Source organism: Streptomyces sp. R35 (assembly GCF_041053035.1).
Lineage (GTDB): Bacteria > Actinomycetota > Actinomycetes > Streptomycetales > Streptomycetaceae > Streptomyces > Streptomyces lutosisoli.
The window spans coordinates 7,929,461-7,954,243 of the sequence record NZ_CP163440.1 but is presented as its reverse complement, the minus strand read 5'-3'; the positions used below and the strand labels follow the sequence as shown (position 1 = coordinate 7,954,243).

15 protein-coding genes are annotated in these 24,783 nt (G+C 69.4%); 4 read left to right on the top strand and 11 right to left on the bottom strand.

The genetic code is table 11. From position 1 onward, the window contains the following. The first annotated feature begins 27 nt into the window (after positions 1-27). The gene (locus AB5J50_RS36050; RefSeq protein WP_327432116.1) at positions 28-477 is read left to right on the top strand and encodes a lamin tail domain-containing protein; all 450 of its coding nucleotides are present in this window, start codon (positions 28-30) and stop codon (positions 475-477) included. On the opposite strand, the gene secA is transcribed toward AB5J50_RS36050, so the two are convergent. From secA to AB5J50_RS36030, 4 genes are all read right to left on the bottom strand, one after another. Beyond that, a complete protein-coding gene (gene secA / locus AB5J50_RS36045) occupies positions 474-3,230 on the bottom strand; it encodes a preprotein translocase subunit SecA (protein WP_369262692.1) in 2,757 nt (918 codons plus the stop codon). The two genes, AB5J50_RS36050 and secA, sit on opposite strands and share 4 nt — an antisense overlap. 36 nt (positions 3,231-3,266) lie before the next feature. Next, positions 3,267-3,671, bottom strand: a complete 405-nt coding sequence (locus AB5J50_RS36040) for a hypothetical protein (protein WP_369262690.1) — start codon at positions 3,669-3,671, stop codon at positions 3,267-3,269. A gap of 210 nt (positions 3,672-3,881) precedes the next feature. Beyond that, the gene (locus tag AB5J50_RS36035; RefSeq protein WP_327432113.1) at positions 3,882-5,813 is read right to left on the bottom strand and encodes an acyl-CoA dehydrogenase family protein; all 1,932 of its coding nucleotides are present in this window, start codon (positions 5,811-5,813) and stop codon (positions 3,882-3,884) included. A 154-nt stretch (positions 5,814-5,967) separates the two neighbouring features. Next, a complete protein-coding gene (locus tag AB5J50_RS36030) occupies positions 5,968-6,774 on the bottom strand; it encodes an endo-1,4-beta-glucanase (protein WP_369262688.1) in 807 nt (268 codons plus the stop codon). Between the two features lie 212 nt (positions 6,775-6,986). On the opposite strand from AB5J50_RS36030, the gene AB5J50_RS36025 reads away from it, so the two are divergent. Both AB5J50_RS36025 and AB5J50_RS36020 read left to right on the top strand, forming a co-directional pair. Then, positions 6,987-8,000, top strand: coding sequence for a LacI family DNA-binding transcriptional regulator (locus tag AB5J50_RS36025; protein WP_369262686.1), 1,014 nt, complete (start codon positions 6,987-6,989; stop codon positions 7,998-8,000). A gap of 157 nt (positions 8,001-8,157) precedes the next feature. Then, the gene (locus tag AB5J50_RS36020; RefSeq protein ID WP_369262684.1) at positions 8,158-10,209 is read left to right on the top strand and encodes a TIM-barrel domain-containing protein; all 2,052 of its coding nucleotides are present in this window, start codon (positions 8,158-8,160) and stop codon (positions 10,207-10,209) included. Positions 10,210-10,302: 93 nt separating this feature from the next. Here the strand turns inward: AB5J50_RS36020 and AB5J50_RS36015 are convergent, their stop codons facing one another. The 7 genes from AB5J50_RS36015 to AB5J50_RS35985 all read right to left on the bottom strand — a co-directional run bounded on the left by AB5J50_RS36015 (position 10,303) and on the right by AB5J50_RS35985 (position 21,524). Continuing rightward, complete coding sequence (locus AB5J50_RS36015; RefSeq protein WP_327432109.1) at positions 10,303-11,019, bottom strand: hypothetical protein; 717 nt, start codon at positions 11,017-11,019, stop codon at positions 10,303-10,305. 34 nt (positions 11,020-11,053) lie between these two features. Further along, positions 11,054-13,276 (bottom strand): glycoside hydrolase N-terminal domain-containing protein, encoded by a 2,223-nt coding sequence (locus tag AB5J50_RS36010; RefSeq protein ID WP_369265604.1) that lies wholly within the window; start codon positions 13,274-13,276, stop codon positions 11,054-11,056. Positions 13,277-13,365: 89 nt separating this feature from the next. Beyond that, positions 13,366-15,360: a beta-galactosidase gene (locus AB5J50_RS36005; protein WP_369262682.1), complete on the bottom strand. Its 1,995-nt coding sequence runs from the start codon at positions 15,358-15,360 to the stop codon at positions 13,366-13,368. Then, complete coding sequence (locus AB5J50_RS36000) at positions 15,360-17,579, bottom strand: 1,4-beta-glucanase (RefSeq protein ID WP_369262681.1); 2,220 nt, start codon at positions 17,577-17,579, stop codon at positions 15,360-15,362. The genes AB5J50_RS36005 and AB5J50_RS36000 overlap by 1 nt, the downstream gene beginning before the upstream one ends. A 245-nt stretch (positions 17,580-17,824) precedes the next feature. Beyond that, positions 17,825-18,772 carry a carbohydrate ABC transporter permease gene (locus tag AB5J50_RS35995; RefSeq protein WP_369262679.1) on the bottom strand — a complete coding sequence of 316 codons (948 nt, stop codon included), beginning with the start codon at positions 18,770-18,772 and terminating at the stop codon, positions 17,825-17,827. Then, positions 18,769-19,818: an ABC transporter permease gene (locus AB5J50_RS35990; RefSeq protein ID WP_369262678.1), complete on the bottom strand. Its 1,050-nt coding sequence runs from the start codon at positions 19,816-19,818 to the stop codon at positions 18,769-18,771. The genes AB5J50_RS35995 and AB5J50_RS35990 overlap by 4 nt, the downstream gene beginning before the upstream one ends. Positions 19,819-19,844: 26 nt before the next feature. Further along, positions 19,845-21,524 carry a Tat pathway signal sequence domain protein gene (locus tag AB5J50_RS35985; protein WP_369262677.1) on the bottom strand — a complete coding sequence of 560 codons (1,680 nt, stop codon included), beginning with the start codon at positions 21,522-21,524 and terminating at the stop codon, positions 19,845-19,847. A gap of 363 nt (positions 21,525-21,887) precedes the next feature. On the opposite strand from AB5J50_RS35985, the gene AB5J50_RS35980 reads away from it, so the two are divergent. After that, complete coding sequence (locus AB5J50_RS35980; RefSeq protein ID WP_369262676.1) at positions 21,888-24,743, top strand: glycoside hydrolase family 3 C-terminal domain-containing protein; 2,856 nt, start codon at positions 21,888-21,890, stop codon at positions 24,741-24,743. Positions 24,744-24,783: the final 40 nt, after the last annotated feature.

The following is a 24,783-nucleotide window of genomic DNA, read 5'->3' as shown; positions in this document are numbered from 1 at the left end:
GGGAACGACACCCTGGGGGGTTTCTTCATGCGGATACGCGCTGCCCTGCCCGCGCTCGCGGGCGCCGTGGTTCTCACGGGCACGATTCTCAGCACTCCGGCGCAGGCGGCCGGGAGTGTCTACATCTACGAGGTGTACTACGACAGCCCCGGCTCGGACGGCGGCTCCAACGCGAGCCTGAACGCCGAGTGGGTCAAGATCAAGAACTCGACGTCGTCGACGGTCTCCCTGAAGAACTGGAAGATCAAGGACGCCACGGGCCACACGTACACCTTCCGTGACGTGAAGATCGGCGCCGGCAGCACCAAGAAGGTGCACACCGGCAGTGGCTCCGACACCGCGAGCGACAAGTACTGGGGCAGCTCCTGGTACGTGTGGAACAACACCGGAGACACCGCGAAGCTCTACAAGGCGAGCGGTACGAAGGTCGACTCGTGCACGTGGTCGTCGAAGGGCAGCGGTTACAAGTACTGCTAACGCCTGCGCCGACGCTGCCTACGGGCCTTGGTGCGCGCGCGGGGCGGAACGGGGGCGTCCCGCGGCGGTACGAGTTCGGGCTGGTCCGGCGGCGCGTCGGCCAGGGTGAAGTCGCCCTCGACCACGCCCTCGGCGGTGTCCAGCGTCGGTGCGGTGAAGTGGAGGCCGTCGGTACGGCCTGGGCGTTCGGGGGTCTCGGCGCCCGGGACCGTGGCGTCGAGGTTGAAGACGTAGCCGACGGACTCCTCCTTGATGGCGTCGGTCATCGCGCCGTACATGTCGAAGCCCTCGCGCTCGTACTCGACGATCGGCTCCCGGCCGAGGGTCCAGCGCAGCCCGATGCCGTCGCGGAGGTAGTCCATCTCGTAGAGGTGCTCGCGCCATTTGCGGTCGAGGACGGAGAGGACGACCAGGCGTTCCAGGTCGCGCAGGGCCTCGGCGCCGAGTTCGGCCTCGCGCTGCTCGTACCGGGCGTGGATGTCGTCCGTCACCGCCTCGACCAGGCCGTCGGCGGTGAGGTTCGCGCGGTCTCCGGCCTCCTCCTCCAGGTCCTCGACGGTGATCCCCATCGGGTACAGCTGCTTGAGCGCGCCCCACAGCCGCTCCAGATCCCATTCCTCGGGGAAGCCCTCGCCGGTCTCCTGCTCGATGTACGCCCGGACCGTGTCGTCCATGAAGTGGACGATCTGTTCGCTCAGGTCCTCGCCCGCGAGGACGCGGCGGCGTTCGGCGTAGATGAGGGTGCGCTGGCGGTTGAGTACCTCGTCGAACTTCAGGACGTCCTTGCGGGACTCGAAGTGCTGCTGCTCCAGCTGGGCCTGGGCGGAGGCGATGGCGCGGGTCACCATCTTGTTCTCGATGGGTACGTCGTCGGGGACGTTCGCCATGGCCATCACCCGGTCGACCACGTTGGCGCGGAACAGCCGCATCAGGTCGTCCTGGAGCGAGAGGTAGAAGCGGGAGGCACCGGGATCGCCCTGGCGGCCGGAGCGGCCGCGCAGCTGGTTGTCGATGCGCCGTGACTCGTGGCGCTCGGTGCCGAGGACGTAGAGACCGCCGAGTTCCTTGACCTCGTCGTGCTCCGTGGCGACCGCCGAGGTGACCCGTTCGAGCACCTTCTGGCGCTCCTCGGGCTCCGCGTCCTCGCCGGTCTCCGCCCGTGCCATCGCGTCCGGGTTGCCGCCGAGCATGATGTCGGTGCCGCGGCCCGCCATGTTGGTGGCGACGGTGACCGCTCCCCTGCGCCCGGCCTGCGCGACGATCTGGGCCTCGCGCTGGTGGTTCTTGGCGTTGAGCACCTCGTGCCGGATGCCCTGCCTCCGCAGCCGCGCGGAGAGCGCCTCGGACTTCTCGACGGAGGTGGTGCCCACCAGGACCGGCTGGCCCAGCTCGTGCTTCTCGGCGATGTCCGCGAGGATCGCGGCGTACTTCGCCTCCTCGGTGCGGTAGATCTGGTCGGGGTCGTCGCGGCGGACCATCGGCCGGTTCGTGGGGATCGGGACGACGTGCAGCTTGTAGATCTGGTGGAACTCGGCCGCCTCGGTCATGGCGGTGCCGGTCATGCCGGCCAGCTTCTCGTAGAGGCGGAAGAAGTTCTGCAGGGTGATCGTGGCGAGCGTCTGGTTCTCGTCCTTGATCGTCACGCCTTCCTTGGCCTCGATCGCCTGGTGCAGGCCCTCGTTGTAGCGGCGGCCCGCGAGGATGCGGCCGGTGTGCTCGTCGACGATCAGCACCTCGCCGTCCACGACGACGTAGTCCTTGTCCTTCTTGAAGTGCTCCTTGGCCTTGAGGGCGTTGTTGAGGTGGCCGATGAGCGGGGTGTGGTCGGACTCGTAGAGGCTGTCGATGCCGAGCTGGTCCTGGACGTACTCCACTCCCGGGTCCAGGACCGAGACCGTGCGCTTCTTCGGGTCGTACTCGTAGTCGTACTGGGTGCGCAGCTGGGCGAGACGGTCCTTGTCCGCCGGCGTGGTGAACTGCTCCTCCAGTACGCTCACGCCCTTCATCCGCAGCGCGAACGCGGCGAAGGCCTCGTACCAGTGCGTGGGCTGATCGGCCGGACCCGAGATGATCAGTGGGGTGCGGGCCTCGTCGATGAGGATCGAGTCGGCCTCGTCGACGATCGCGAAGTGGTGCCCCCGCTGGACCAGTTCGTCCTGCGACCACGCCATGTTGTCGCGCAGATAGTCGAAGCCGAACTCGGTGTTGGTGCCGTAGGTGATGTCGCAGGCGTACTGCGCGCGCCGCTCGGCCGGGGTCGACTGCGTCTTGATCACGCCGACGGTCAGCCCCATGAACCGGTACGCGCGCCCCATCCACTCGGCGTCCCGCTCGGCCAGATAGTCGTTGACCGTGACGAGGTGAACTCCCTTGCCGGTCAGGGCGTTCAGATACACGGGCAGCGTGCCGACCAGGGTCTTGCCCTCCCCCGTCTGCATCTCGGCGATGTTGCCGGAGTGGAGCGCCGCGCCGCCCATGATCTGTACGTCGAAGTGGCGCATGCCGAGGACGCGCCGGGCCGCCTCGCGCATCGCGGCGAAGGCCTCCGGCAGCAGGTCGTCCAGGCTCTCGCCGCCCGCGTACCGCTCCTTGAACTCCGGGGTGAGCGCCTGGAGTTCCTCGTCGGTCAGCGACGTGAACTCCTCCCCCAGGGAGCCCACCTGTTCGGCGATGCGCTCCAGGCGGCGCAGCATCCTGCCCTCGCCGGCCCGCATGATCCTTCCGGTGAGGGCGTCCAGACCTTTACCTGCCATGGGAATTCCCCCAGAACTGAGCACAACTGGGCATTTCTAAACGGCGTCCACGAGCATTCGTATCCAGCGATGGGTCGGCTGGAGAATCTGGACGCCCTGTTGATTCGCTCTGATCACTTCACGCGGCACGGGGTCCTCGACCACGTCGAGCGCGGCACGGAAGAGCTGCTGAATGACGGGCCGTTCACCCGGCCGTCCGGCGTCGAGCAGGCCGTCGATGTCGCGGAGGTCGATTCTCCGGATCCGTACGGCGTCGAAGGAGGCCACGGGCGGCCTGGGCGCCTCGTCGACCAGGGACAGCGCACAGTCGTTCAGCAGGACCGCGAGCGCGTCGCGGTGTGCCCCGGAGGTCTCCGGCGCGGCCTCGCGCATTTCCTGCGCCGGCGGCCGCACCTTGTCGCGTACGGTCCGCAAGGCCCGTACGAGATCCATCTCATTCAAGGCCCGTACGAGATCCATCTCATTCAGCTGCCGCCACGCCTCCCCGCGGGCGCGCGTCAACTGTACGGAAATGCCGTGACTGTTTTCTTCCCCGACTCCTTGGCGCATCCGCTGTCCCCGTTCGCCATTCCGTTCATTGTTGACGCACAACTTCCGTGCGGCAAGCGGCAGAATGGCGAACGGGACTGCGGTGAATTCCTGGGGAAAGGGTCAGCGAATGGGTCGGTGGACGTTCTCCTTCGTGGCCGGCCCCGGCGTCGCGTCCGCGATCCAGGGGCCCTCGCCGGAGGGGTCGATGACGCCCTGCTCCAGCCATGTATAGGTGCCCGACAGGACGCCCTTGACCACGTTGCGGTCGACGCCGTCGGTGTTGGTCCACAGGCGATCGAAGAGCTCGTCGACGCGGATGCGGGACTGACGGCAGAAGGCGTCGGCGAGTTGGTAGGCCTCGCGGCCGTACTCCTCGGTGGTGCGCAGGTGTTCGGCGCGGACGCAGGCCGCGCTCATCGCGAAGAGTTCGGCGCCGATGTCGACGATCCGGCCGAGGAAGCCCTGCTTGGTCTCCATACGGCCCTGCCACCGGGACATGGCGTAGAAGGTGGAGCGGGCGAGCTTGCGGGCGCTGCGTTCGACGTACCGCAGATGCGGGGACAGGTCCACCTGCTGGTTGAACTCGCCGTACGAGCGCGGGAGCTGGCCCGGTCCCGCCACCAGCTTCGGCAGCCACTTGGCGTAGAAGACACCGGCGTTCGCGCCCGCCTTCGCCTTGTCCGAGAGGGACTTGTCCGGGTCGATCAGGTCGCCCGCGACCGACAGGTGGGCGTCGACGGCCTCGCGGGCGATCAGCAGGTGCATGATCTCCGTGGAGCCCTCGAAGATGCGGTTGATGCGCAGGTCGCGCAGGATCTGCTCGGCGGGGACCGCCCGCTCCCCGCGGGCCGCGAGCGACTCGGCGGTCTCGAAGCCTCGGCCTCCGCGGATCTGGACCAGTTCGTCGGCCATCAGCCAGGCCATCTCGGAGCCGTACAGCTTGGCGAGGGCGGCCTCGATACGGATGTCGTTGCGGTTCTCGTCGGCCATCTGGGAGGACAGGTCGAGGACGGCCTCCAGGGCGAAGGTCGTGGCCGCGATGAAGGAGATCTTCGCGCCGACGGCCTCGTGGAAGGCGACCGGCTTGCCCCACTGCTCGCGCGCCGCCGACCATTCGCGGGCGATCTTCAGACACCACTTGCCCGCGCCCACGCACATGGCGGGCAGCGAGAGACGGCCGGTGTTGAGGGTGGTCAGGGCGATCTTGAGGCCCGCGCCCTCGGGGCCGATACGGTTCGCGGCCGGTACGCGCACCTGGTGGAAGCGGGTGACGCCGTTCTCCAGGCCCCGCAGGCCCATGAAGGCGTTGCGGTTCTCGACGGTGACGCCCTCGGAGCCGGCCTCCACCACGAACGCCGTGATGCCGCCCTTGTGGCCCTCGGACTTCGGGACGCGCGCCATGACGACGAGGAGGTCCGCGACGACGCCGTTGGTCGTCCAGAGTTTCACTCCATCGAGGACGTAGTCGTCGCCGTCCGGTACGGCGGCCGTGGCCAGCCGCGCCGGGTCGGAGCCGACGTCCGGCTCGGTCAGCAGGAAGGCGGAGATGTCGGTGCGGGCGCAGCGCGGCAGGAAGGTGTCCTTCTGCTCCTGGGTGCCGAAGAGCTTCAGCGGCTGCGGTACGCCGATCGACTGATGCGCGGACAGGAGTGCGCCGATCGCGGGGCTCGCGGAGCCGACGAGGGCGAGCGCCTTGTTGTAGTACACCTGGGTGAGACCGAGGCCGCCGTACTTGGTGTCGATCTTCATGCCGAAGGCGCCGAGCTCCTTGAGCCCGTTGATGACCGCGTCGGGGATCAGGGCCTCGCGCTCGATACGGGCCGAGTCGATCTTCGTCTCGCAGAAGTCGCGCAGCTTGGCGAGGAACTCCTCGCCGCGCTGCGCGTCCTCGTCGGGCGGGAGCGGGTGCGGGTGGATCAGGTCGAGCCGGAAGCGGCCGAGGAACAGCTCCTTGGCGAAGCTGGGCTTGCGCCAGTCCTGCTCGCGCGCGGCCTCGGCGACCTGACGGGCCTCACGTTCGGTGACTGTGGGCTGGTGGGGTGTTGCGGACATGAGGCTCACCTCGCCGCGAATAGGGATCTTGGGGTCGTACACCGTTCTTCGGAGCGATCGTTACTGACCGGTGCTACTCGATCGTATTTACCTGATTCCGGAAGACCCCACCAGTCCTCGCGCAGCGTTCGGCCCAATGCGCGCCCCCCTGGGGTCAGCCGATGTCCACCGAGTACGACTTCGTGTCGAGTCGGCCGGAGCCGCGGAAGACCTCGCTGCCCGACTCGATGCCGGAGAGGTACTTGTCGTTGCTCAGCAGCTTGCGGCGGACCAGCGCCTGGGTGAAGTCGTTCAGGTCGAGAGAGGCGTTCGTGGTGTTCGTGCGGCGGACGAAGGAGTACACCTTCCAGCCGATGTCACCCTGGTAGATGTCCCACATGGCGCCGTCGAGGCTGACGCTGCCGTACTTGGTGCCGAGCGGGCCCGCGCCGCCCTGCCGGTTCAGCCAGACCATGATTTCGTCGGTGGGCTGGTCCTGCCAGTCCGCGTTGTTCTTGGCGTGCAGCCACAGGTCGTACGCGACGTTCATGGTGCCCGGGCCGGAGCTGACCGAGAAGTTCCAGCTGGTCTTGACCGGCTTGCGGTCGCCGACCCGGATGGGCAGCTCGGTGGCCGCCTTGTCGGCCTTCCAGCCCCAGTGCCAGCCAAGGACCGTACTGGCGTACGACTTGACGTTGTTCTCCTTGCCGGCCTTGCTGGACCAGGTGTAGCTCGTGCCCCAGCCGATGGTGTCACCGGACCGCGAGGTGTCCCAGACGCACTGGGTACCCGTGCCGTCGTCCTGCCCCCAGAGGTTGTTGTTGACGTAGTACTTGCCCATCGTGACGGTGTCGAAGGCGCCGCACTTCTTGCTGTCCTCGCCCGCCTGGGCGATCGTGACGGACGCGGCAGCTGCGAGCGCCACCGAGCCTGCGAGGAGCATCTTCGCCTTCTTGGACAGGCGCGGTCGACGGTGTTGCATCGGGGGTCCTTCCGGGGGACGGTCTGTGTACGCCCCTCAGTGGTCACCGCAGGCCCGGGAGGTTGCCGTGACGCACTCAAGAATTTAGTTGTCGAAGCGCTTCGACAACCTATGGACACCGATTCTCCACCGAGCTAGTGTCAAGCCACCCTCACTCGCCCTATCCGCAATACGCGCACTGTCGAAGCGCTTCACAAAGCTTGGAGAGCTGGATGGTCACCCTCGCCGAGGTCGCCCAGCACGCCGGAGTCTCGGCGAGCACGGTGAGCTATGTCCTCAGCGGCAAGCGGTCCATCTCCGCGGGTACCCGGCAGCGGGTCGAGCGGAGCATCCAGGAGCTCGGCTACCACCCGAACGCGGGCGCCCGGGCCCTGGCGAGCAGCCGGTCCAACATCATCGCGCTGATGATTCCGCTCCGTACCGACATGTACGTCCCCGTGATGATGGAGATCGCCATCGCGGTGGCGACCAACGCCCGCACCCACGGGTACGACGTGCTGCTGCTCACCGGCGAGGAGGGTCCCGACGCGGTACGCCGGGTCACCGGCAGCGGGCTCGCCGACGCGATGATCCTCATGGACGTCGAACTCGACGACGAGCGGCTGCCGTTGCTGCGCGGAACGGACCAGCCGTCCGTGCTCATCGGCCTGCCCGCCGACACCTCCGGACTGACCTGCGTCGACCTCGACTTCGGTGCGACGGGGGCGCTGTGTGCCGAGCATCTGGCGACCCTCGGCCACCGTGACATCGCTGTCATCGGCGAGGCGCCCGCGGTCTACGAACGGCACACCGGTTTCGCCGAGCGCACACTCGACGGACTGCGGTCCCGCTCAAGGGAGTTGGGCCTGCGCGTGCTGCACCGCCCCTGCGAGGGCGGCTTCGACGCGATGTCCCTGACCCTGGCCCGGGTGTTCGACGAGCGCCCGAGCACCACGGGCTTCGTCGTGCAGAACGAGTCCGCGGTCGAACCGCTGCTCGCGCTGCTGCGCCAGCAGGGCCGCGCCGTCCCCGAGGACGTGTCGGTGATCGCGATCTGCCCGGACCAGGTCGCCACGCAGGCCTCGGTGCGACTGTCCTCGGTCGCCATCCCCGCGCAGGAGATGGGCCGGCACGCCGTGGAGCACCTGATCGCCAAGCTCGAAGGGCACGGAAAAGACGAAGTCGTGCTCATCGCACCCGAGTTGACGGTACGGGCGAGCACGGGCCCGGCGCCGACCGCTTCCTGACTCCCCACCCGCTCGCCGTCACTTCCCCTTCTCCTTCCCCTTCTTCTGACTCTTCCTCACGCCGTACGCCATCAGGGCGCCCGGCACCCCAACCTGCCCCGGCACTGTCAGAGCCGCGCCGGGTCTGTCGCCACTCCTTCCTTCAGGAGCACCCCACGTGAATCAGCCTGCCGAAAACCAGACCAGTCACAGCACGGTCAGCCTCGCGCAGTCCTCCCCGACCGTCGGCACGTTCCGCGAGCGGGACGGCGCGCTGGAGTGGAGCGGCCGCCAGGAGACCGTCCGTATCGAGCCGTGGGGCCCGGACGCGGTCCGCGTGCGCGCGCGGCTCGGGGGCCCGGTCGTCGAGGACCTCCCCGGCGCGCTTCTCGACGCGCCTCAGGCCACCGAGAGCACCGTCAAACTCCACGACGGCGAAGGCCAGTTGACGGTCGGCGCGCTGACCGTCGAAGTCAGCGCCGAGGGACTCATCCGCTTCCTGAGGACGAGCGACGGGAGTGAACTGCTCGCCGAGGAACGCGCCCACTTCTGGTGGCCCGGCTCGCGCCTCTACACCCCGGCCGGCAACGGCCACCACCGCCTGGAACAGCGGTTCGCCGCGTACGAGGGCGAGAAGCTGTACGGCCTCGGGCAGCACCAGCACGGGCTCCTCGACCAGAAGGGCGCGGTCCTGGACCTGGTCCAGCGCAACGCCGAGGTCACCGTCCCGGTGCTCACCTCCAGCCGCGGCTACACCTTCCTGTGGAACAGCCCGGCCATCGGCCGCGTCGAGCTCGCGGGCAACGGCACCCGCTGGGTGGCCGACTCGGCCCGCCAGCTCGACTACTGGATCACGGCCGGCACCCCCGCCGACGCCCAGCGCCGCTACAGCGCCGCCACCGGCCGTACGCCGATGCTGCCCGAGTGGGCGGCCGGCTTCTGGCAGTGCAAGCTGCGCTACCGCACCCAGGACGAACTCCTCGAAGTGGCAAGGGAGTACAAGCGCCGCGGCCTCCCGCTGTCCGTCATCGTCTGCGACTTCTTCCACTGGACCCACCTGGGCGAGTGGAAGTTCGACCCGGCGGAGTGGCCCGACCCGGCGGCCATGCAGCGGGAGCTCACCGAACTCGGCGTCAAGCTGGTCGTGTCCGTGTGGCCGTCGGTCTCGCCCCTCTCCGAGAACCACCAGCTCATGGAGCAGCGCGGCTACTTCATCGGCACCGAGTACGGCCCGATGGCGCATGCCGACTGGCCCGACAAGGGGGTCGCGTCCACCGTCCAGGTGGCCTTCTACGACGCGACGAACCCCGAGGCACGCGACTTCCTGTGGTCGCGCGTGAAGGACAACTACCTCGACGCGTACGGCATCACGGCCTTCTGGCTGGACGCCTGCGAGCCGGAACTGAAGCCGGGCTTCCAGGAGAACCTGCGCTATCACGCGGGCCCCGGCCTCGAAGTCGGCAACATGTACCCGCGCGAGAACGCCCGCACCTTCTACGAGGGCATGCTGGCCGCCGGTGAGACGGAGGTCGTCACCCTCAACCGCTCGGCGTGGGCGGGCAGTCAGCGCTACGGCGCCGCCCTGTGGTCCGGCGACATCGGCACGGACTTCGCGACCCTGCGCCGCCAGATCGCCGCCGGCCTCAACACCGCGCTGTCCGGCATCCCCTGGTGGAACACCGACATCGGCGGCTTCCACGGCGGCGACCCGACCGACCCCGCGTACCAGGAGGTCATGGTCCGCTGGTTCCAGTTCGGCGCGCTGTCCCCACTGATGCGTCTGCACGGCTTCCGCGACCCGGGCATGCCGCTCGGCCCCGACATGACCGGCGGTCCGAACGAGGTCTGGTCCTACGGCGAGGAGGCCGGCGCGATCCTGGAGAAGTACCTGCGGCTGCGCGAGCGCCTGAAGCCGTACGTACTGGACGTCATGCGGGAGGCCCACGAGGAGGGGCTGCCGGTGATGCGCCCGCTGTTCCTGGAGTTCCCGGACGACCAGGCCACCTGGTCGGTGGACGACGCGTATCTCTTCGGCCCGGACCTGCTGGTCGCACCGGTGCTGACGGCGGGCGCGACGGCCCGTACGGCGTACCTCCCGGCGGGCGCGCACTGGACGGACGCGTGGACCGGTGAGACGTACGAAGGGGGCGCGGCCGTGACCGTCGACGCCCCGCTGGACCGCATCCCGCTGTTCCTGCGGGACGGGGCGCGGCTGCCCGTAGCGGAGTAGCCGCGCGGAAAAGGGAAGTGCGGCCGGTCCCGGGGGAGGGACCGGCCGCACTCTCATGCGCGGCTGCCGTTCGGTTGCACGGCTACCGTTCGGTCAGCTGCTGCTGACCGTCAGGTTGTTGGTGACGAAGTCGAGACCGCCCGAGGACGAGGTGATCTCGAAGCCGAACTGCACGTCACCGATGGTCTCGCTGCTCGACATCCAGCCCTTGGTGTTCGCGATCCACTTCAGGATCGGCAGGATGTTGATGGTGCCGGACGTGGAGTCCGAGGAGCGCAGGAACGAGAAGACGTCGTTCGAGCCGTTGTTGCCCTTGTAGACGGTCCACGTGTTGCCGTTGAGCGTGAGGGTGCCCTGGGAGGTACCGAGCGCGCCGACGTTCCCGTTGTAGTTGACCCAGAGCATGGTCTCGTAGTCGTAGTCGGTGTCCCAGATGTCGTACGACGTGTTGTAGTCGCCGGACGACGGCACGGTCACGTTGTACGTGCTGGTGAGGGACGACAGCGACGCGATCGTCTTGCCGACGACCTTCTTGGAGTTGGGGTACGACTTGATGCCGCTCGTGACGGGGTGGTTGGCCCACACTCCCCAGTTGGTGCCGGAGTTGGCCCAGATGCACTGGCTGCCGGCGCCGGAGCCCCAGATGTTGTTGTAGAGCGTGTACCCGTCGAGGGTGGTGTTGCCCCACTGGTCGCAGGAGCTCCAGACGGCTGCCTGGGCGGGGGCGGAGGCGAGGCCGATGGTCGCACCGAGCGCGAGCGCGGGGGCGATGAGGGCCTTGGTGATCCTGTTCAGTGTGCGACGTGCCATGGTGTCCCTTCCATGGGTGGGGGATCAGGGGGTGTTACCGCGGCCCCAGGGTGAGGACGCGGTCTTCTCCGGCGCTCAGGGAGAGCGGTCGCGCGCCGGTGGAAGTCCTGAGATCGATGCGGCAGGTGCGGCCCGGCCGGACCACGGCCGTGGCACCGTCCGGGCTCCACGTGAGGTCGACCTCGGCGCCGAACCTCGTGCGGATGCCGCGGAGTTCGCCGCTCGGGTAGGCGGCGGGAAGCGCGGGCAGGAGTACGAGCCGGTCCGGGGTGGACTGGATCAGCATCTCGATGAGCACGGCCGGGAGCGTGTGGGCGGCGTCCGCGTTGTAGACGTGCCGTTTCGGGTAGTGCCCGCTCATCAGGGAGACGTGGAAGAAGTCCCCGGCCAGGACGTTGTCCAGGGCTCCCGCGACCCGCTCTGCGTCCCTCAGCCGGGCGGCCACCAGGGCGTGGTGGAGGTGACCGTGCGCGGAGTCGTTCTCGGCGCCGCGCAGTTCGAGCGCGCGATGGGCGGCCGAGGCCAGTTCCGGGGTGTCGTACGGATTGATCTCGTCGAGCGGCCAGACGCCGTAGAGGTGGCTGAGGTGGCGGTGGTCGTAGGTGTCGTCGAGGCCGGGCCAGGCCCACTCGGCCAGCGCGCCCTCGGCGTTGACGCGGTGCGGCGGCAGCCGGTCGGCGAGCGCGCACCAGCGCTCGGCGTCGGGTCCTGGGTGGTAGTCGGCCGCCGCGCGCAGGGCATGGCGGGCCGCGGAGAGGTCCATGGCGGCGTTGAGGGTGATCCAGCTCGCGTGGGCGGGACGGTTCTCCGGGGAGTACGACGGCACGATCACGAGGTGTCCGGCGTCGTCGGTCCGGGTGAGGAAGTCCTCGTAGAAGTAGGCCACTTCTGCGAGCGCGGCGGCCAGCCGCGGGTCGCGTGCGCCGCGGGTCTCGTCGTGGTCCACGAGCGGTTTCAGGAGCCAGTCGGCGCCGGCGGTCCACGCGTGCAGGGGGTATTCGCGGCTGAGGTGGTAGATGTGCCCGGACTCGCCGTCGGTGTGCGCGGGGGCCACGACTCCCCGCGTGCCGAAGATCGCGCGGGCGTTGTCGCGCCAGTGCGGCAACTGGCCGTGGATCAGGGCGGCATGGGCCTCGGTGACCTCGGGGAGCGCGGCCGCGGCGGCCGACGCGGTCTGGAGATTGAGGTTGGCGTCCGTGGTGAACGCCCCGGACCAGGCGGTGTCCCAGTCGCCGGTCCACAGTCCGGTGAGCCGCGGCGGCAGCGTCCCGGCGGCGGACAGCAGGTGGTAGCGGCCGGCCGCGAAGAGCCGCTCCAGGAGCGCCGGGCTCTTGGGCAGACGGACCAACTCCGAGCCGGGGAGCGCCCGTTCGGTGTCGTCGGCGTGCAGATCCAGGGCGGTTCGGAGGTAGGCGGGGCGGTGGAGGGCGGTATGGCGGGCGAGGAGGTGGGCGTACGCGGCCTCGACGGCGTCGGTCTCGGTCTCGACGTCGGCCTCGGCGTCGGCGTCGGCGTCGGAGGAGGCGTCGGGCAGCAGGGCCCTCAGCTCGCGAGCCTCGGCGAGGGCGTCCAGTTCGCCCGTGTGCCGCCGTACGCGGGTGAGCAGGAGCAGCGAGCGAGCGCCCTCGACCCGTACTCCGGCGAGCGCGGTCCGGGTCCGGCCGCCGGTGACCACGGCGAGGGTGACTCCGGTGTACGCCATGTCGCTGTCCGGGTAGCGGGCGCGCAGGGTCAGAACGGCGCCCTCGGCGGTGAGCACGGCGCTGTGTCCCACCGCCAAGTCACCGGGTGCGCCCGGCAGTCGGTGGTCGAGCGTCACGTCGACGGTGAGGCCGGGTTCGGTGACGTACTGGACCACGACGTCGTCGGCGCGTGAGACGAAGACCTCGCTGCGCCATCCGCCGTGCTCGGCGCCGACGACCCCGGTGGAGAAGTCGACCTCCCGCCGGTACGCGCGCCACTCCGTGGCCGCGCGGCACAGCCGCACCTGGAACGCCGGGTGGAAGGGCTGCACCCACAGCAGCGGCCGCCCGTCGGTGAACTCCTCCCCCGCCGTGACGTCCCCGGCCAGCAACCGGTCCTGTATCTCCGGCAGCCGGTGGGCGAGCGCGGGCGGACGGGCGTCCGCGCTGCCGTTCGGGCGGACCAGGCTGTGATGGTTGACGACAACCCGGTCGTCGTTCGGATCACCGAACACCATGACGCCGTGCGTGCCGTTCCCGCTCAGGTAGGCGTCCTCCCAGCGGGCGGCGGGCATCGACTCCCAGGTGCCGTGAACAGGCTCAGGGATGGGCTCGCGGACGGGCTCGTGCGTGGGCTCATGCGTGGGCTCGTGGACGGGCTCGCTCATGGAGCCGCCTCCAGCACGGCCACCCCGTACCGCGCGAGCTCCACGCCTCCGGTGACGTCCTCGCCGGTCAGCAGGTCGCGATGGCGGCCGGGCACGGGCACGGTGACCGTGTCCCGCCCATGATGGAGCAGGAACAGCAGATCACCGCGGCGTACGGCCTCCACGCCCGCCGGAAGGCCGTCGAGCGGCGGCCGGACGCCCGCGCCCTCGGCGATCCCGGCGATCAGCGTCCGCAGCGCGTCGGGCTCGGGCAGAGTGGAGAAGTACCAGGCCCGCCCCTTGCGCAGCACCGCGGGCAGACCGTCGAGCTCGCCGCCCTTGTACGGGACGACGGCGTCGACGTCGTCCGCCGCCTCGATCTCCTCGGACCACAGCGTGCCGCGGAAGCCCTCGACATCGGCCTTCTCGTCGGCGTCGAGCGGCCACCACTCGTGGAGCGTCCGGATGCCGAAGAGTTCACGGAGCCGCTCGTCCATGCCGCCGGGCCGCACCCGGTCGTCCTCGTCGGCGACACCGGTGAGGAAGCCGGAGACGAGGGTGCCGCCACCGCGTACGTACGCCACGAGGTTGTCGATCGCCGCGTCGGTCAGGAGATACAACTGCGGTACGACGACGAGCTTGTACGCGGACAGGTCGTGCTCGGGGTGGGCGAAGGACGCGGTGGTGTTCGCCTCCCACAGGGCGCGGTGCCAGGCGCGTACGACGGCCGGGTAGTCGATCTCGGAGGAGAGCCGGCCGGCCTGCTGGCTCGCCCACCAGGCGTTCCAGTCGAGCAGTACGGCGACATCGTCTCCGCGCACCTGACGGTCCGCCACTTGGGGGCTCAGCAGGGCGAGTTCGGCGCCGATCCGCTTGACCTCCTGGAAGGTCCGGCCCCGCTCCCCCGCATGGCTGACCATGCCGGAGTGGAACTTCTCCGCGCCCTGCCGGGACTGGCGCCACTGGAAGTAGCAGACGGCGTCGGCGCCGCGGGCCACGGCCTGGAGGGACCAGAGACGGTTGAGGCCGGGCGGCTTGGGGTGGTTGACGCCGCGCCAGTTGACCGGCCCCGCGGCCTGTTCCATGATCATCCAGGGGCCGCCGCGGGCCTGGGAGCGGGTCATGTCGTGGATCAGCGCGGAGTACTGGCCGCCGAACGGATCGCGCGGGTCCGGATAGATGTCGACCGAGACGACATCCTCCTGCCCGGCCCACTCCCAGGCGTCCTGGCCCTGCCAGAACGGCATGAAGTTGCTGGTCACCGGTATGTGCGGGGTGTGCCGGGCGACGATGTCCCGCTCGGCGACGAAGCACTCCATGAGCGCGTCGGAGGTGAAGCGCTTGAAGTCGAGCACCTGGCTGGGGTTGTTCATGTAGTGGGCGTGGCGCGGCGGGAGGACGCTCTCCCAGATGTCGTAGCCCTGGCTCCAGAATGCCGTGCCCCAGGCGGTGTTGAGGGCGTCGAGTGTGTCGTACTTGTCCTGGAGCCAGCGGCGGAAGGCGGCGGCCGCCGTGTCGCTCCAGTCGTACGTGCAGTACTCGTTGTTGATGTGCCACATCGTGAGCGCGGGGTGGCTGCCGTAGCGCGCGGCGAGGTCCTCGGTGATGGCGGCGGCGTAACGCCGGTAGACGGCGCTGGAGTGGGCGAAGTGCTGGCGTCCGCCCCACCACTCGATCCGGCCGTCCTCGTCGCGGGGCAACGTCTCCGGATGGAGCCGGCCCATCCACGGCGGGGGCGAGGAGGTGGGGGTGGCCAGGACGACACCGATGCCGTTGTCGTGCAGCAGGTCCATCAGCCGGTCGAGCCAGCCGAACTCCCTTGCCCCTGGGGTGGGTTCGAGCCTGGCCCAGGAGAAGACGCCGACGGTGACGGAGTTGACGCCCGCCTCCTTCATGAGGCGTACGTCCTCGTGCCAGGTCTCCTCGGGCCACTGTTCGGGGTTGTAGTCGCCGCCGAAGAGGATGCGGCCGCGGGTGGCGTCGCTCAGGCTCGGCCCCTTGTCCGTGAGCATCAGACAGGCTCCCCGTACTGAATGCCGCGCCCGTTCGTGCCGAGGTACACCCGGCCGTACACCCGCGGGTCGCCGGTGATGACCTCGCCGATCCAGCCCCACTGGTGGGCGTCGTCGTTGATGCGGACCCAGGTCTTGGCCGCGTCGTCGGAGCGGTAGACGGCGGTGATGGTCTCCGTCGCGCCGACTTGGTAGATCGCCGGGTAGTCCGCGCCGTCGGCCGCCTTGCCGAAGCCAAGGGTGTACGAGGCCCAGCAGCTGGCGACCTTGTCGAAGCCCGCGCCACCGTCGATGGACCGGTAGAGCCCGTTCCACTTGACGGAGAGCCACAGGTCACCGGAGCGCCCGGGCGCCGCGGCCAGCTTGAACTGGCTGTCGCCGGACGGCAGTCCCTCCGCACGCTTGGTGAAGGAGAGGCCACTGTCAGTGCTGGCGTATAGCGTTCCTGTGTCGGTGTCGTATGCGTAGAAGAGCGTCGGGTCGGCCGGGTCGGCGACCGGCGTGGCGCCCTTCGGGAAGGAGGAGACCTCGGACCAGGTCGCGCCGTTGTCCGTGGAGCGGTGAGCTGCGTACTTCGTGCCGTCCCAGTGCACGAAGGACCACAGCAGCGTACCGCCGTCGGCACTGGTGGCGATCGGCCCCGGTGCGCTCTTGGCGATGTCGGGCTGGCCCGCGAAGGGCGCCCAGGTCTGCCCGCCGTCGTGGGAGTACGCGCCGTTGCCGTTGTCGCCCCAGCCCGCCCGGACGGCGTACGACGGCTTGGCCGCGGCCTGCGCGAGTCCCGTCGCCGACCCGAACACGGGGTTCGCCGCCATGCCGCGCGACGGAGACGCCGTGAGCCGCTCGTGGTACATCACGCCGATGTCCCCGAGCCCGCTGAGCAGATGCGCCTCCCCGGCCGGGGGCGAGATCAGCTGGCGCACGGCCGTCTCCTCCAGGCCGCGGATCTGCGGTGCCCAGTTCTTGAGGTCACGGGTGCCGTAGAGGGTCGCGCCGGTCCCGTACACGATGTGCTTCGAGTCGTACGGGTCGACGGCGACGGCCTGGATCCACCAGCCGAACTTGGGCTTGTCGCCGCCCCAGTTGAGGAAAGGAGTCTCGGATACGTCGAACACGGCCGCGTCCTTGAGGGACGTCCAGGTACGGCCGCCGTCGGTGGACCGGAAGACGGTGTCGCCGTCGGCCCACCGGTTGTTGGTCGACACGACGACGGTGCCCGCACGGCAGGCGTCGGTCGCCACGCCCCCGTAGGCGAAGGTGTCCGCCGATCCGTCGGACGTCGTGCCGCCCGGCTTCACGGGGCTCACATCGGTCCACTTGCCGGTGGCGGTGCGCAGCTTGTGCACGCTGCCGTCGGACTGGCCGTTGGGCCCGGGCGCGTTGCCGTACGTCACGTACAGCTCGCGGGTGTGTGTGTCGTACGCGGCGCGGAGCGGGACCTTGGCGGAGGTGCCGGACGGCTGTCCGGGTACGGCCTCCCAGGTCGTGCCGTCGGCCGTGCGGTACAGGTTCGCCGTGCCCGAGGTGCCGTCGCCGTCGCCCCAGCCGGCGTAGACGGTGCGCCCGGCCGCGACCAGGAAGGTGACGCCCTGCCCCGACGAGCTCGCGGTCGCCGGGAAGCCGCTGACGGCCGCCCACGTGGCACCGCGGTCGGTCGACTTGAGCAGCCCGTCGTGCCGGGTGCCCAGCCACAGGGTGTCGCTGTCGCGCGGGTCGACGAGGAGTCGCTCCCCCGCCCCTCGCCCGTCCTCGTTGGCGCCGAGCTTCACCGACAGGTCGGTGCGGGTCCAGGTGGCGCCGCGGTCGTCGGAGCGCAGGACGGCGCCGTTGCTCGCCCACGACTGGGCGTAGGTGCCGACGGCGAGGTACAGCCGCTCGGGGTGCGCGGGGTCGACGGCGAGCGCCTCGACGCCGATCAGGTTCCAGTCGTCCCAGCCGAGGTGGTCGATGAGCGGAGTCCACTGGGCGGTGCCGTTGTCCCAGCGGTAGGCGCCGCCGATGTCGGTACGGGCGTAGGCGAGACCGCGCACGGCCGGGTGGAACAGCACCCCGGTGACAAAGCCGGTCCCACCGATGACGGCGTTGCGCCAGCGGTAGGAGGGGGCGACGGCCCTTTCGGCGGCCTGCGCCTGGGACCCCAGCGCGGGGACAGCGGTGAGCGCGGCAGCGGCCGCGGTCCCGGCGAGAACGGCTCGTCTGCTCAGGCGGGGCGTGCGCATGACATACCTCGTTCAGAAAGAGAGGAGAGGGGAAACGCCCTGCTTTTAGGGGCGCGGGGAACTGCGCGACCAGCCACAACGGACCCGCAGCTCACAGACGACCAGAGTTTTGAGGCTCACCCCGCGGAGCGGAGCCGCCGCGGCCACCCGCTGATCAGGAGCAAGGCGACCGCGGCGGAGCTGAAGGAGCCCGCGGCGGAGCAGAGGCGGCCGCAGCGGGCCGGAGGACAGACGGCTGACGCCAGTCAGCCCTTCACGGCTCCGGTGAGCATGCCCTTCTTGAAGTGCCGCTGGACGAACGGCGAAAGGATCGCGACCGGCAGCAGCGCCATCACCATCACGGCCATCTGGATGGCGAGCGGAGACAGCTGCCCGGTGTTGATCTGCGTGGCGAGACCGACCGGCCGTTCCTGCTTCTGCACCAGCTGGATCATGACGTTCTGCAGCGGCATCATGTCCTGGTCGGTGAGGTAGATGGAGGCGTTGAACCAGGCACTCCAGTAGCCGACCGCGTAGAAGAGGGAGATCACCGCGAGCACGGCGCGGGAGAGCGGCATCACGATCTTCCACAGGATGCGCCAGTCGCCGGCGCCGTCGATGCGGGCGCTGTCGATGAGTTCGGGCGAGATGCCCATGAAGAACGACCGCAGCACCAGGATGTTGAAGACGCTCACCGCGCTGGGAAGGATCAGCGCGAGATAGGTGTCGGTCAGCCCCAGGGCCTGCACCAGCAGATAGGTCGGGATGAGACCGGCGCCGAAGAACATCGTGGCGAGCAGCAGCATCAGGAACCAGCGGTGGCCGGTCGATCCGACCCGCGACAGGCCGTACGCGCACAGCACCGAGACCGCCATGCTGAACAGCGTGCCGACCAGGGTGACCCCCAGGCTGACCATCGCGGCGCGCTGGACCTGGCCGCCGCTGAGCAGTTCCTTGTAGGCGACGAAGGTGATGCCCTTGGGGATCACCACCAGGCCGCCGGCCGCGTCGATGGTCTTCCTCGACTGGAGGCTGGTGACGATGACGATCCACAGGGGGAAGAGGATCGCGAAGGCGGCCAGGGTGAGGGCGAGGCCCTTGCCCGCGAGGCCGGGCTTCGACGGCTCCTCCTCCCAGGGCGGGCGGGGCGGAGCCGCCCAGCGGCTCGGCCTGTCGGCGGGCTTGTTGGCGGGCTTGTCGATGACGGCGGTCATTTCTTGTACACCCCCTGCTCACCCATGAGGTGGGCGACCTTGTTGGCGGTCAGCACGAGCCCCAGGCCGACGATGCCCTTGATGAGTCCGGCGGCAGCGGCGTAGCCGAAGTCCTGGTTACGGATGCCGTTCCACCAGACGTAGGTGTCCAGGACCTCGGAGGCTCCGGGGCCCACCGAGTCGCGCTGGAGCAGCAGTTGCTCGAAGCCGACCGTCAGCGCGTCCCCGACACGGAGGACAAGCAGCAGGGCGATCACCGGGCGCAGGGCGGGCAGCGTGATGTGCCACATCCGCCGCCAGCGCCCGGCACCGTCCATGGCGGCGGCCTCGTACAGATCATTCGATACGGAGGACAGGGCCGCGAGGAAGACGATGATGCCCCAGCCCGCGTCCTTCCAGACGCCCTCGGCCGTCACCAGGAACTTGAAGATCCCTGGATCGGTCATCAGGTCGATGCCCTTGTGCCCGTGTTGGCGCAGGGTCTGCGCGATGACGCCCGCGCCGCCGAAGATCTGCTGGAAGACCGTGACGACGAGGACCCAGGAGAAGAAGTGCGGGAGGTACATGATCGCCTGGGCGACCGCCCGGACCCGGGGCCTGACCACGCTGTTGATGAGCAGCGCGAGCAGGATCGGGATCGGGAAGTACAGCACGAGCTGGAGGAAGAACAGCACGAAGGTGTTCTGCACCGCGTGCCAGAAGGCCGAGTCCTCGAAGATGCGCTGGAAGTTCTCGAAGCCGACCCAGGGACTCTCGAACATGGCGACGAAACCGTTGTCGCTCAGGTACGGGTCGTAGTCCTGGAAGGCGACGACGTTGCCGAGGACCGGTATGTAATTGAAGACGAGGATCAGCGCGATGGCCGGCAGCGTCATCAGGATCAGGGTGCGGTCGCGTCTGAACCGGATCCGGAAGCTCAGCTTTCCGGCCCGCTTCCCGGCCCGCTTGCCGGCGGCCTTCGCGGCGGCCCCGTCGGGCGAATCGCCCGACCTCTTCTTACTCGTCTTCGCCTCGGCCCTGCTCCGAGGCACCGTGCTGTGGGACACGGCCTTCTCCTTGCCTCAGCCCTGGGTCACTTGGCCGTGGAGCCGTTGTCGTCGAGCAGCTTCTTGTACCAGGCCCGCAGGTCGTCGCCGCCCTTCTTCTTCCAGTCGGACACCGCCTGCTGCATGTCGCTGATCTTCTTGCGGCCGCGGACGATGTCGTCCTCCAGCTGCTCGAAGTCGTTGGCGAGGTTGGTCCAGCGGTTGGGCTCGGTGATGGTGAGCCCGTAGAAGGAGGACTTCTTGGTGAAGGCGCCCATGCGCTGCTGCCACTCGACCTGGAGCTTGGCGATCTCGGGCAGGTCGGGGTGGGCGAGGTAGGCGGCCGGGTCGCCGGTGTAGTCGTAGGCGCCGTTGACCTCGTTGGTGCCCTTGGTGGTCTTGGTGGGCATGCCGTTCTTCAGCGTGTAGTCGGTGCCCTCGACGCCGTAGACCGTGAGCATGTACTCCTTGGTGCCGTACGGCGAGGCGCAGTAGTTGGCGAGCGCGAGGAAGTCCTTGATCTGCTGCTTCGACGCCTTCTTGCTGACGAAGGTGAAGATGCCGGCGGGCTGGGTCGCCCAGAGCGTGGGGTCGCCGCCGTCGGGGCCGAAGATGTCGAACGCGGCCATCTCGAAGTCGGACTTCTGGGTGCGCTGTTCGGCCGTCGAGCCGTACCAGTAGGACAGGTCGCCGTTGAAGACGAGTGACTGGCCGGCGGTGAAGCGGTTGGACGCGTCGCCCTTGACGGCCTTGGCGTCGGGGTGGACGACGTCGGCGTCGTAGAGCTTGCGCATCCACTCCAGGGCTTCGAGGTACTCGTCGGTCTCGATGCGGTTGACCAGCTTGCCGTCCCGCAGGTCCCACCACAGCGCCTTGTCGCTGCCGTTGAGGACGCCGTAGATGTTGAAGGCCGTCCACTTGAGGTCGTCGCAGGCCCACACCTTCGCCTTGGCGTCGGTGGCCTCCTTCGCCCAGGCGATGAACTCGTCGGGCGTCTTGGGGAGGGTGTAGCCCTTCTTGGCGAAGATGTCCTTGCGGTAGAAGGGCGCGATGTTCGTGACGTACGAGGCCGGCATCGGGATCGCGCGCAGCTGGCCGCCGAAGATGGAGCGCTGCCAGGCGTCGGTCGGTACGGCCGCGAGGTTCGGGTAGTCCTTGACCTTGTCGCCGGACAGGTAGGGGCCGAGGTCCGCGAACTTGGCGTTGATGGCGCTGGGTATCTTGCCGTTCAGGTTCCAGCCCGGGACGACCACCACGTCCGGGATGTCGCTGGAGGCGAGGATCGCGCCCAGCTTCTCGTCGTAGGTGTTGCCGTCCTGGTTCTGCCAGGTCACCTTGACGCCGATGGCGTCGTTCATGGCGGTGTAGTACGCGTTGTCGTTGGCCGGCGGGCTGCCCCAGAACGGCGACATGATCTTGAGGTCGGCGCCGCCGCCCAGCTTCTTCGGCACGGACGTCTTCAGCGCGTTCAGGTCGATCGCCTGGGTGAACCCCGCCGCCGACCCGTTCTTCGACGGAAGGTCGGGCGTCACGACGCTCGACGCCACGAACGTCGGAAGGATCTTCTGGGCAGCCTTCCCGGAGGTGGTGCCCTCCTTGTTGCCGTCGTTCCCGCCGCCGCAGGCGGCGAGCAGCGGCATTCCGCCGGCCACGGCGGCCGCGGCGACCGCCGTGGAGGCGAGGAAGCTTCTCCGGCTGGGAGCGGAGGTGGCGGAGTTCGGCGTCATTGCGTCAACCCTTCATGGCGCACAGCAGGACACCCGGCGGGGGAGCCGTCGGCTGCGGTGTCTTGAGTGGAACTGGCTGAGCTGAAGCGGTCGTCGGAGGATGACGCCCTCCGAGGAGGACCGTCCGTCTGTCGAAGCGCTTCGATGTTGCTGCGAGGTTAAGTGAACGCTCGGGGGTGCACAAGAGTCGATTCCAAGATTCCTCGGAGGTATCGCGTAACAGAGCGGCTCCGCCTGGCACTTGAAATCACGGTGAGGAAACGGAGTTGTTGCGCCGGGGTGTCTTGACACCCACCCCTCGGTCGAATGAGCATCGAAGCGCTTCGAAAGCGCCCCGTCGCTCCACCGCAAAGGGATCACCACGTGACCGCACAAACGCCGCCTACGCCGCCTTTCCGTGATGCGCGGCTGCCGTTCGCGAAGCGCATCGACGACCTGTTGGCACGGCTCACGCTCGACGAGCGCATCGCGTTCCTGCACCAGTTCGCGCCCGCCGTCGAGCGGCTCGGCGTCGCCGCCTTCCGTACCGGCCAGGAGGCGCTGCACGGCGTGGCCTGGATGGGCCCGGCAACGGTCTTCCCGCAGGCCGTGGGCCTGGGCGCGACCTGGAACGACGACCTCGTACGCCGTGTCGGCGAGGCCGTCTCGACCGAGACCCGCGCGATGCGCGCCCGCGACGACCGCGTGGGCCTCAACGTCTGGTCCCCCACGGTCAATCTGCTGCGCCACCCGCTCTGGGGCCGCAACGAGGAGGGCTACTCGGAGGACCCGAAGCTCACCTCCGCCATCGCCACCGCGTACACGCGCGGTCTGCGCGGCGACCACCCGGCGTACTGGCGTACGGCGCCGGTCCTCAAGCACTGGCTCGCGCACAACAACGAGACCAACAGGGACACTTCGTCCTCCTCGGTCCGCCCGCGCGTGCTGCACGAGTACGATCTGCGCGCCTTCCGCGAAACGGTCGAGGCGGGCGCGGTGGCCGGCGTGATGCCCGCGTACAACCTGGTCAACGGCCGCCCCAACCACGTCTCGCCCTATCTGCGCGAGCACCTGCGTACGTGGAGCGACCAGGACCTCCTTGTCTGCTCGGACGCGGGCGCGCCCTCCAACCTGGTCGACTCCGAGCACTACTTCGACACCCACGAGGAGGCCACCGCGGCCGCGATCCTCGCCGGCGTCGACAGCTTCACCGACCACGGCACGGACAGCTCGAAGATCGTCGAACGCGTCCAGGGCGCCCTGGTCCAGGGACTGCTGAGCGAGGCCGACATCGACGAGGCGGTCCGCCGCCAACTGGCGATCCGCTTCCAGCTGGGCGAGTTCGACCCGCAGCTGGACCCCTACGCGGACATCACGGCCGCCAAGGACTTCGACACCCCGGCCCACCGCACCCTCGCCCAGGAGGCGGCGGAGCAGGCGATCGTGCTCCTCAAGAACGACGGCCTGCTGCCGCTCTCCGAGGACGCCCGTATCGCCGTCGTCGGTCTCCTCGCCGACGAGTGCAAGCTCGACTGGTACAGCGGCACGCTCATCCACCGCTCGACTCTCCTGGAGGGCCTGTACGAGCGCTTCGGCGCCGAGCGCGTGGACTTCGCGGAGGGTGTGGACCGGGTACGTCTGAGGACGTCGTACGGCACCTATCTGTCGGTGCCCGCCGTCGGCGACGCGGCCGACGAGGTGCGCGGCGCCGAGGGCGCGCTGGACCCGGCGCTTCTCGCGGGCCGCACGGACCTGCCCCCGCTGACCGCCGACGCGGCCGGCACCGAACTGGCACTGATCGACTGGGGCGAGGGTGTGCTGACGCTGCGCGCGCCCGACGGCCGCTATCTCTCGGTCGCCGACGACGGCTATGTCCGTGCCTCCGCCGATCAGCCCGGCGGCTGGGTCGTCCAGGAGACATTCCACCTGGAACCCTCCGAATCCCACGAGAACGGTCACCTCCTGAAGCACGCAGGGACGGGCAGGTACGTCTCTGTCGCCGCCGACGGCGTGAAGGTTGCCGCCGAGAACGCGGAAATCTTCGAGCTGGAGTTCGCCGAGCGCGGGGAGGACGCGGTCGCCCGCGCGGCGGCCTCCGCCGATGTCGTCCTCGTCGTCGCGGGCAACGACCCGCACATCAACGGCCGCGAGACGGAGGACCGCACCACGCTCCGGCTCCCCGCACACCAGGAGCGCCTGCTGCGCGCCGCCCGCGACGCGAACCCGAACACGGCACTGGTGCTGGTCTCCGCGTACCCGTATGCGGTGGATCCCGGCGACCTCCCGGCCGCGCTCTGGACCGCCCACGGCGGCCAGGCGGCGGGCACCGCCCTGGCCCGCGCCCTCGCCGGCGACGTCTCCCCCGCGGGCCGCCTCCCGCAGACCTGGTACGCCGCCGACGAGGACCTGCCCGACCTCCTCGACTACGACGTCATCGGGGGCCGCCAGACGTATCTGTACTTCGAGGGCACGCCGCTGTTCCCGTTCGGACACGGCTTGTCGTACACGTCGTTCGCATACGCAGATCTTCACATCCAGCAGCGCGCGGGCGCGCTGGCGGTCTCCTTCACCGTCAGCAACACCGGCGAGACGGCAGCCGACGAGGTGGCCCAGCTCTACACCCGCGCGGTCGACCCGTCCGTGCCCCGCCCCCGCCGCGAACTGGCGGCGTACCGCCGGGTCCACCTCGCCCCCGGCGCCTCGGCGGAACTCACCTTCGAGCTCCCGCTCTCCGCCTTCGAGTTCTGGGACGTGGCACTCGACCGCCCCCGCCTGGAGCCGGGCGCGTACGAGGTGCTCGCCGGCGCCTCCAGCGAGGACGTCCGGCTCCGTGCGACGGTCGAACTCGACGGCGAGCCCGGCACGCCCCGCCCCGTCCGCGAACGCGGCCTGAACGCGGCCGACTTCGACGAGCAGCGGAACATCGTCATCGTCGACCGTACGAAGGTGTCGGGCGACGCGGTGACGCCGGTGGACGGCGAGACGGGCGAACTCGTCTTCCGGGACTGCGAGTTCGGCGACGGCGTCACGGGGATCACCGTCGAGGCGGCCGGCGAGGGAGTCGTGGAACTTTCCCTGGACGGTGGCCCGTTGATCGCGGAGCTGACCCTGAACGGGACGAAGGGACCGTACGACTACACCACGCTCGGCGCGGAGATCGCCTCCGTCGCCGCCGTGCACGACGTACACCTCAGGCTGCGCGGCCCGCTGCGGCTCGCGCACGTCGGCTTCTCCGGTTGAGGGTCCGGAGAGGCCGGCACGGGGGCCCGGCACCGGAAGG

Excerpts from the sequence above, each read along its gene's own strand:
- AB5J50_RS36050 (WP_327432116.1), top strand. The coding sequence starts at position 28 with ATGCGGATACGCGCTGCCCTGCCCGCGCTCGCGGGCGCCGTGGTTCTC.
- AB5J50_RS36030 (WP_369262688.1), bottom strand. The coding sequence starts at position 6,774 with ATGCAACACCGTCGACCGCGCCTGTCCAAGAAGGCGAAGATGCTCCTC.
- secA (WP_369262692.1), bottom strand. The coding sequence starts at position 3,230 with ATGGCAGGTAAAGGTCTGGACGCCCTCACCGGAAGGATCATGCGGGCC.
- AB5J50_RS36015 (WP_327432109.1), bottom strand. The coding sequence starts at position 11,019 with ATGGCACGTCGCACACTGAACAGGATCACCAAGGCCCTCATCGCCCCC.
- AB5J50_RS35985 (WP_369262677.1), bottom strand. The coding sequence starts at position 21,524 with ATGACGCCGAACTCCGCCACCTCCGCTCCCAGCCGGAGAAGCTTCCTC.
- AB5J50_RS36005 (WP_369262682.1), bottom strand. The coding sequence starts at position 15,360 with ATGCTCACGGACAAGGGGCCGAGCCTGAGCGACGCCACCCGCGGCCGC.
- AB5J50_RS36025 (WP_369262686.1), top strand. The coding sequence starts at position 6,987 with ATGGTCACCCTCGCCGAGGTCGCCCAGCACGCCGGAGTCTCGGCGAGC.
- AB5J50_RS36035 (WP_327432113.1), bottom strand. The coding sequence starts at position 5,813 with ATGTCCGCAACACCCCACCAGCCCACAGTCACCGAACGTGAGGCCCGT.
- AB5J50_RS36010 (WP_369265604.1), bottom strand. The coding sequence starts at position 13,276 with ATGCCCGCCGCCCGCTGGGAGGACGCCTACCTGAGCGGGAACGGCACG.
- AB5J50_RS35995 (WP_369262679.1), bottom strand. The coding sequence starts at position 18,772 with ATGACCGCCGTCATCGACAAGCCCGCCAACAAGCCCGCCGACAGGCCG.
- AB5J50_RS36000 (WP_369262681.1), bottom strand. The coding sequence starts at position 17,579 with ATGCGCACGCCCCGCCTGAGCAGACGAGCCGTTCTCGCCGGGACCGCG.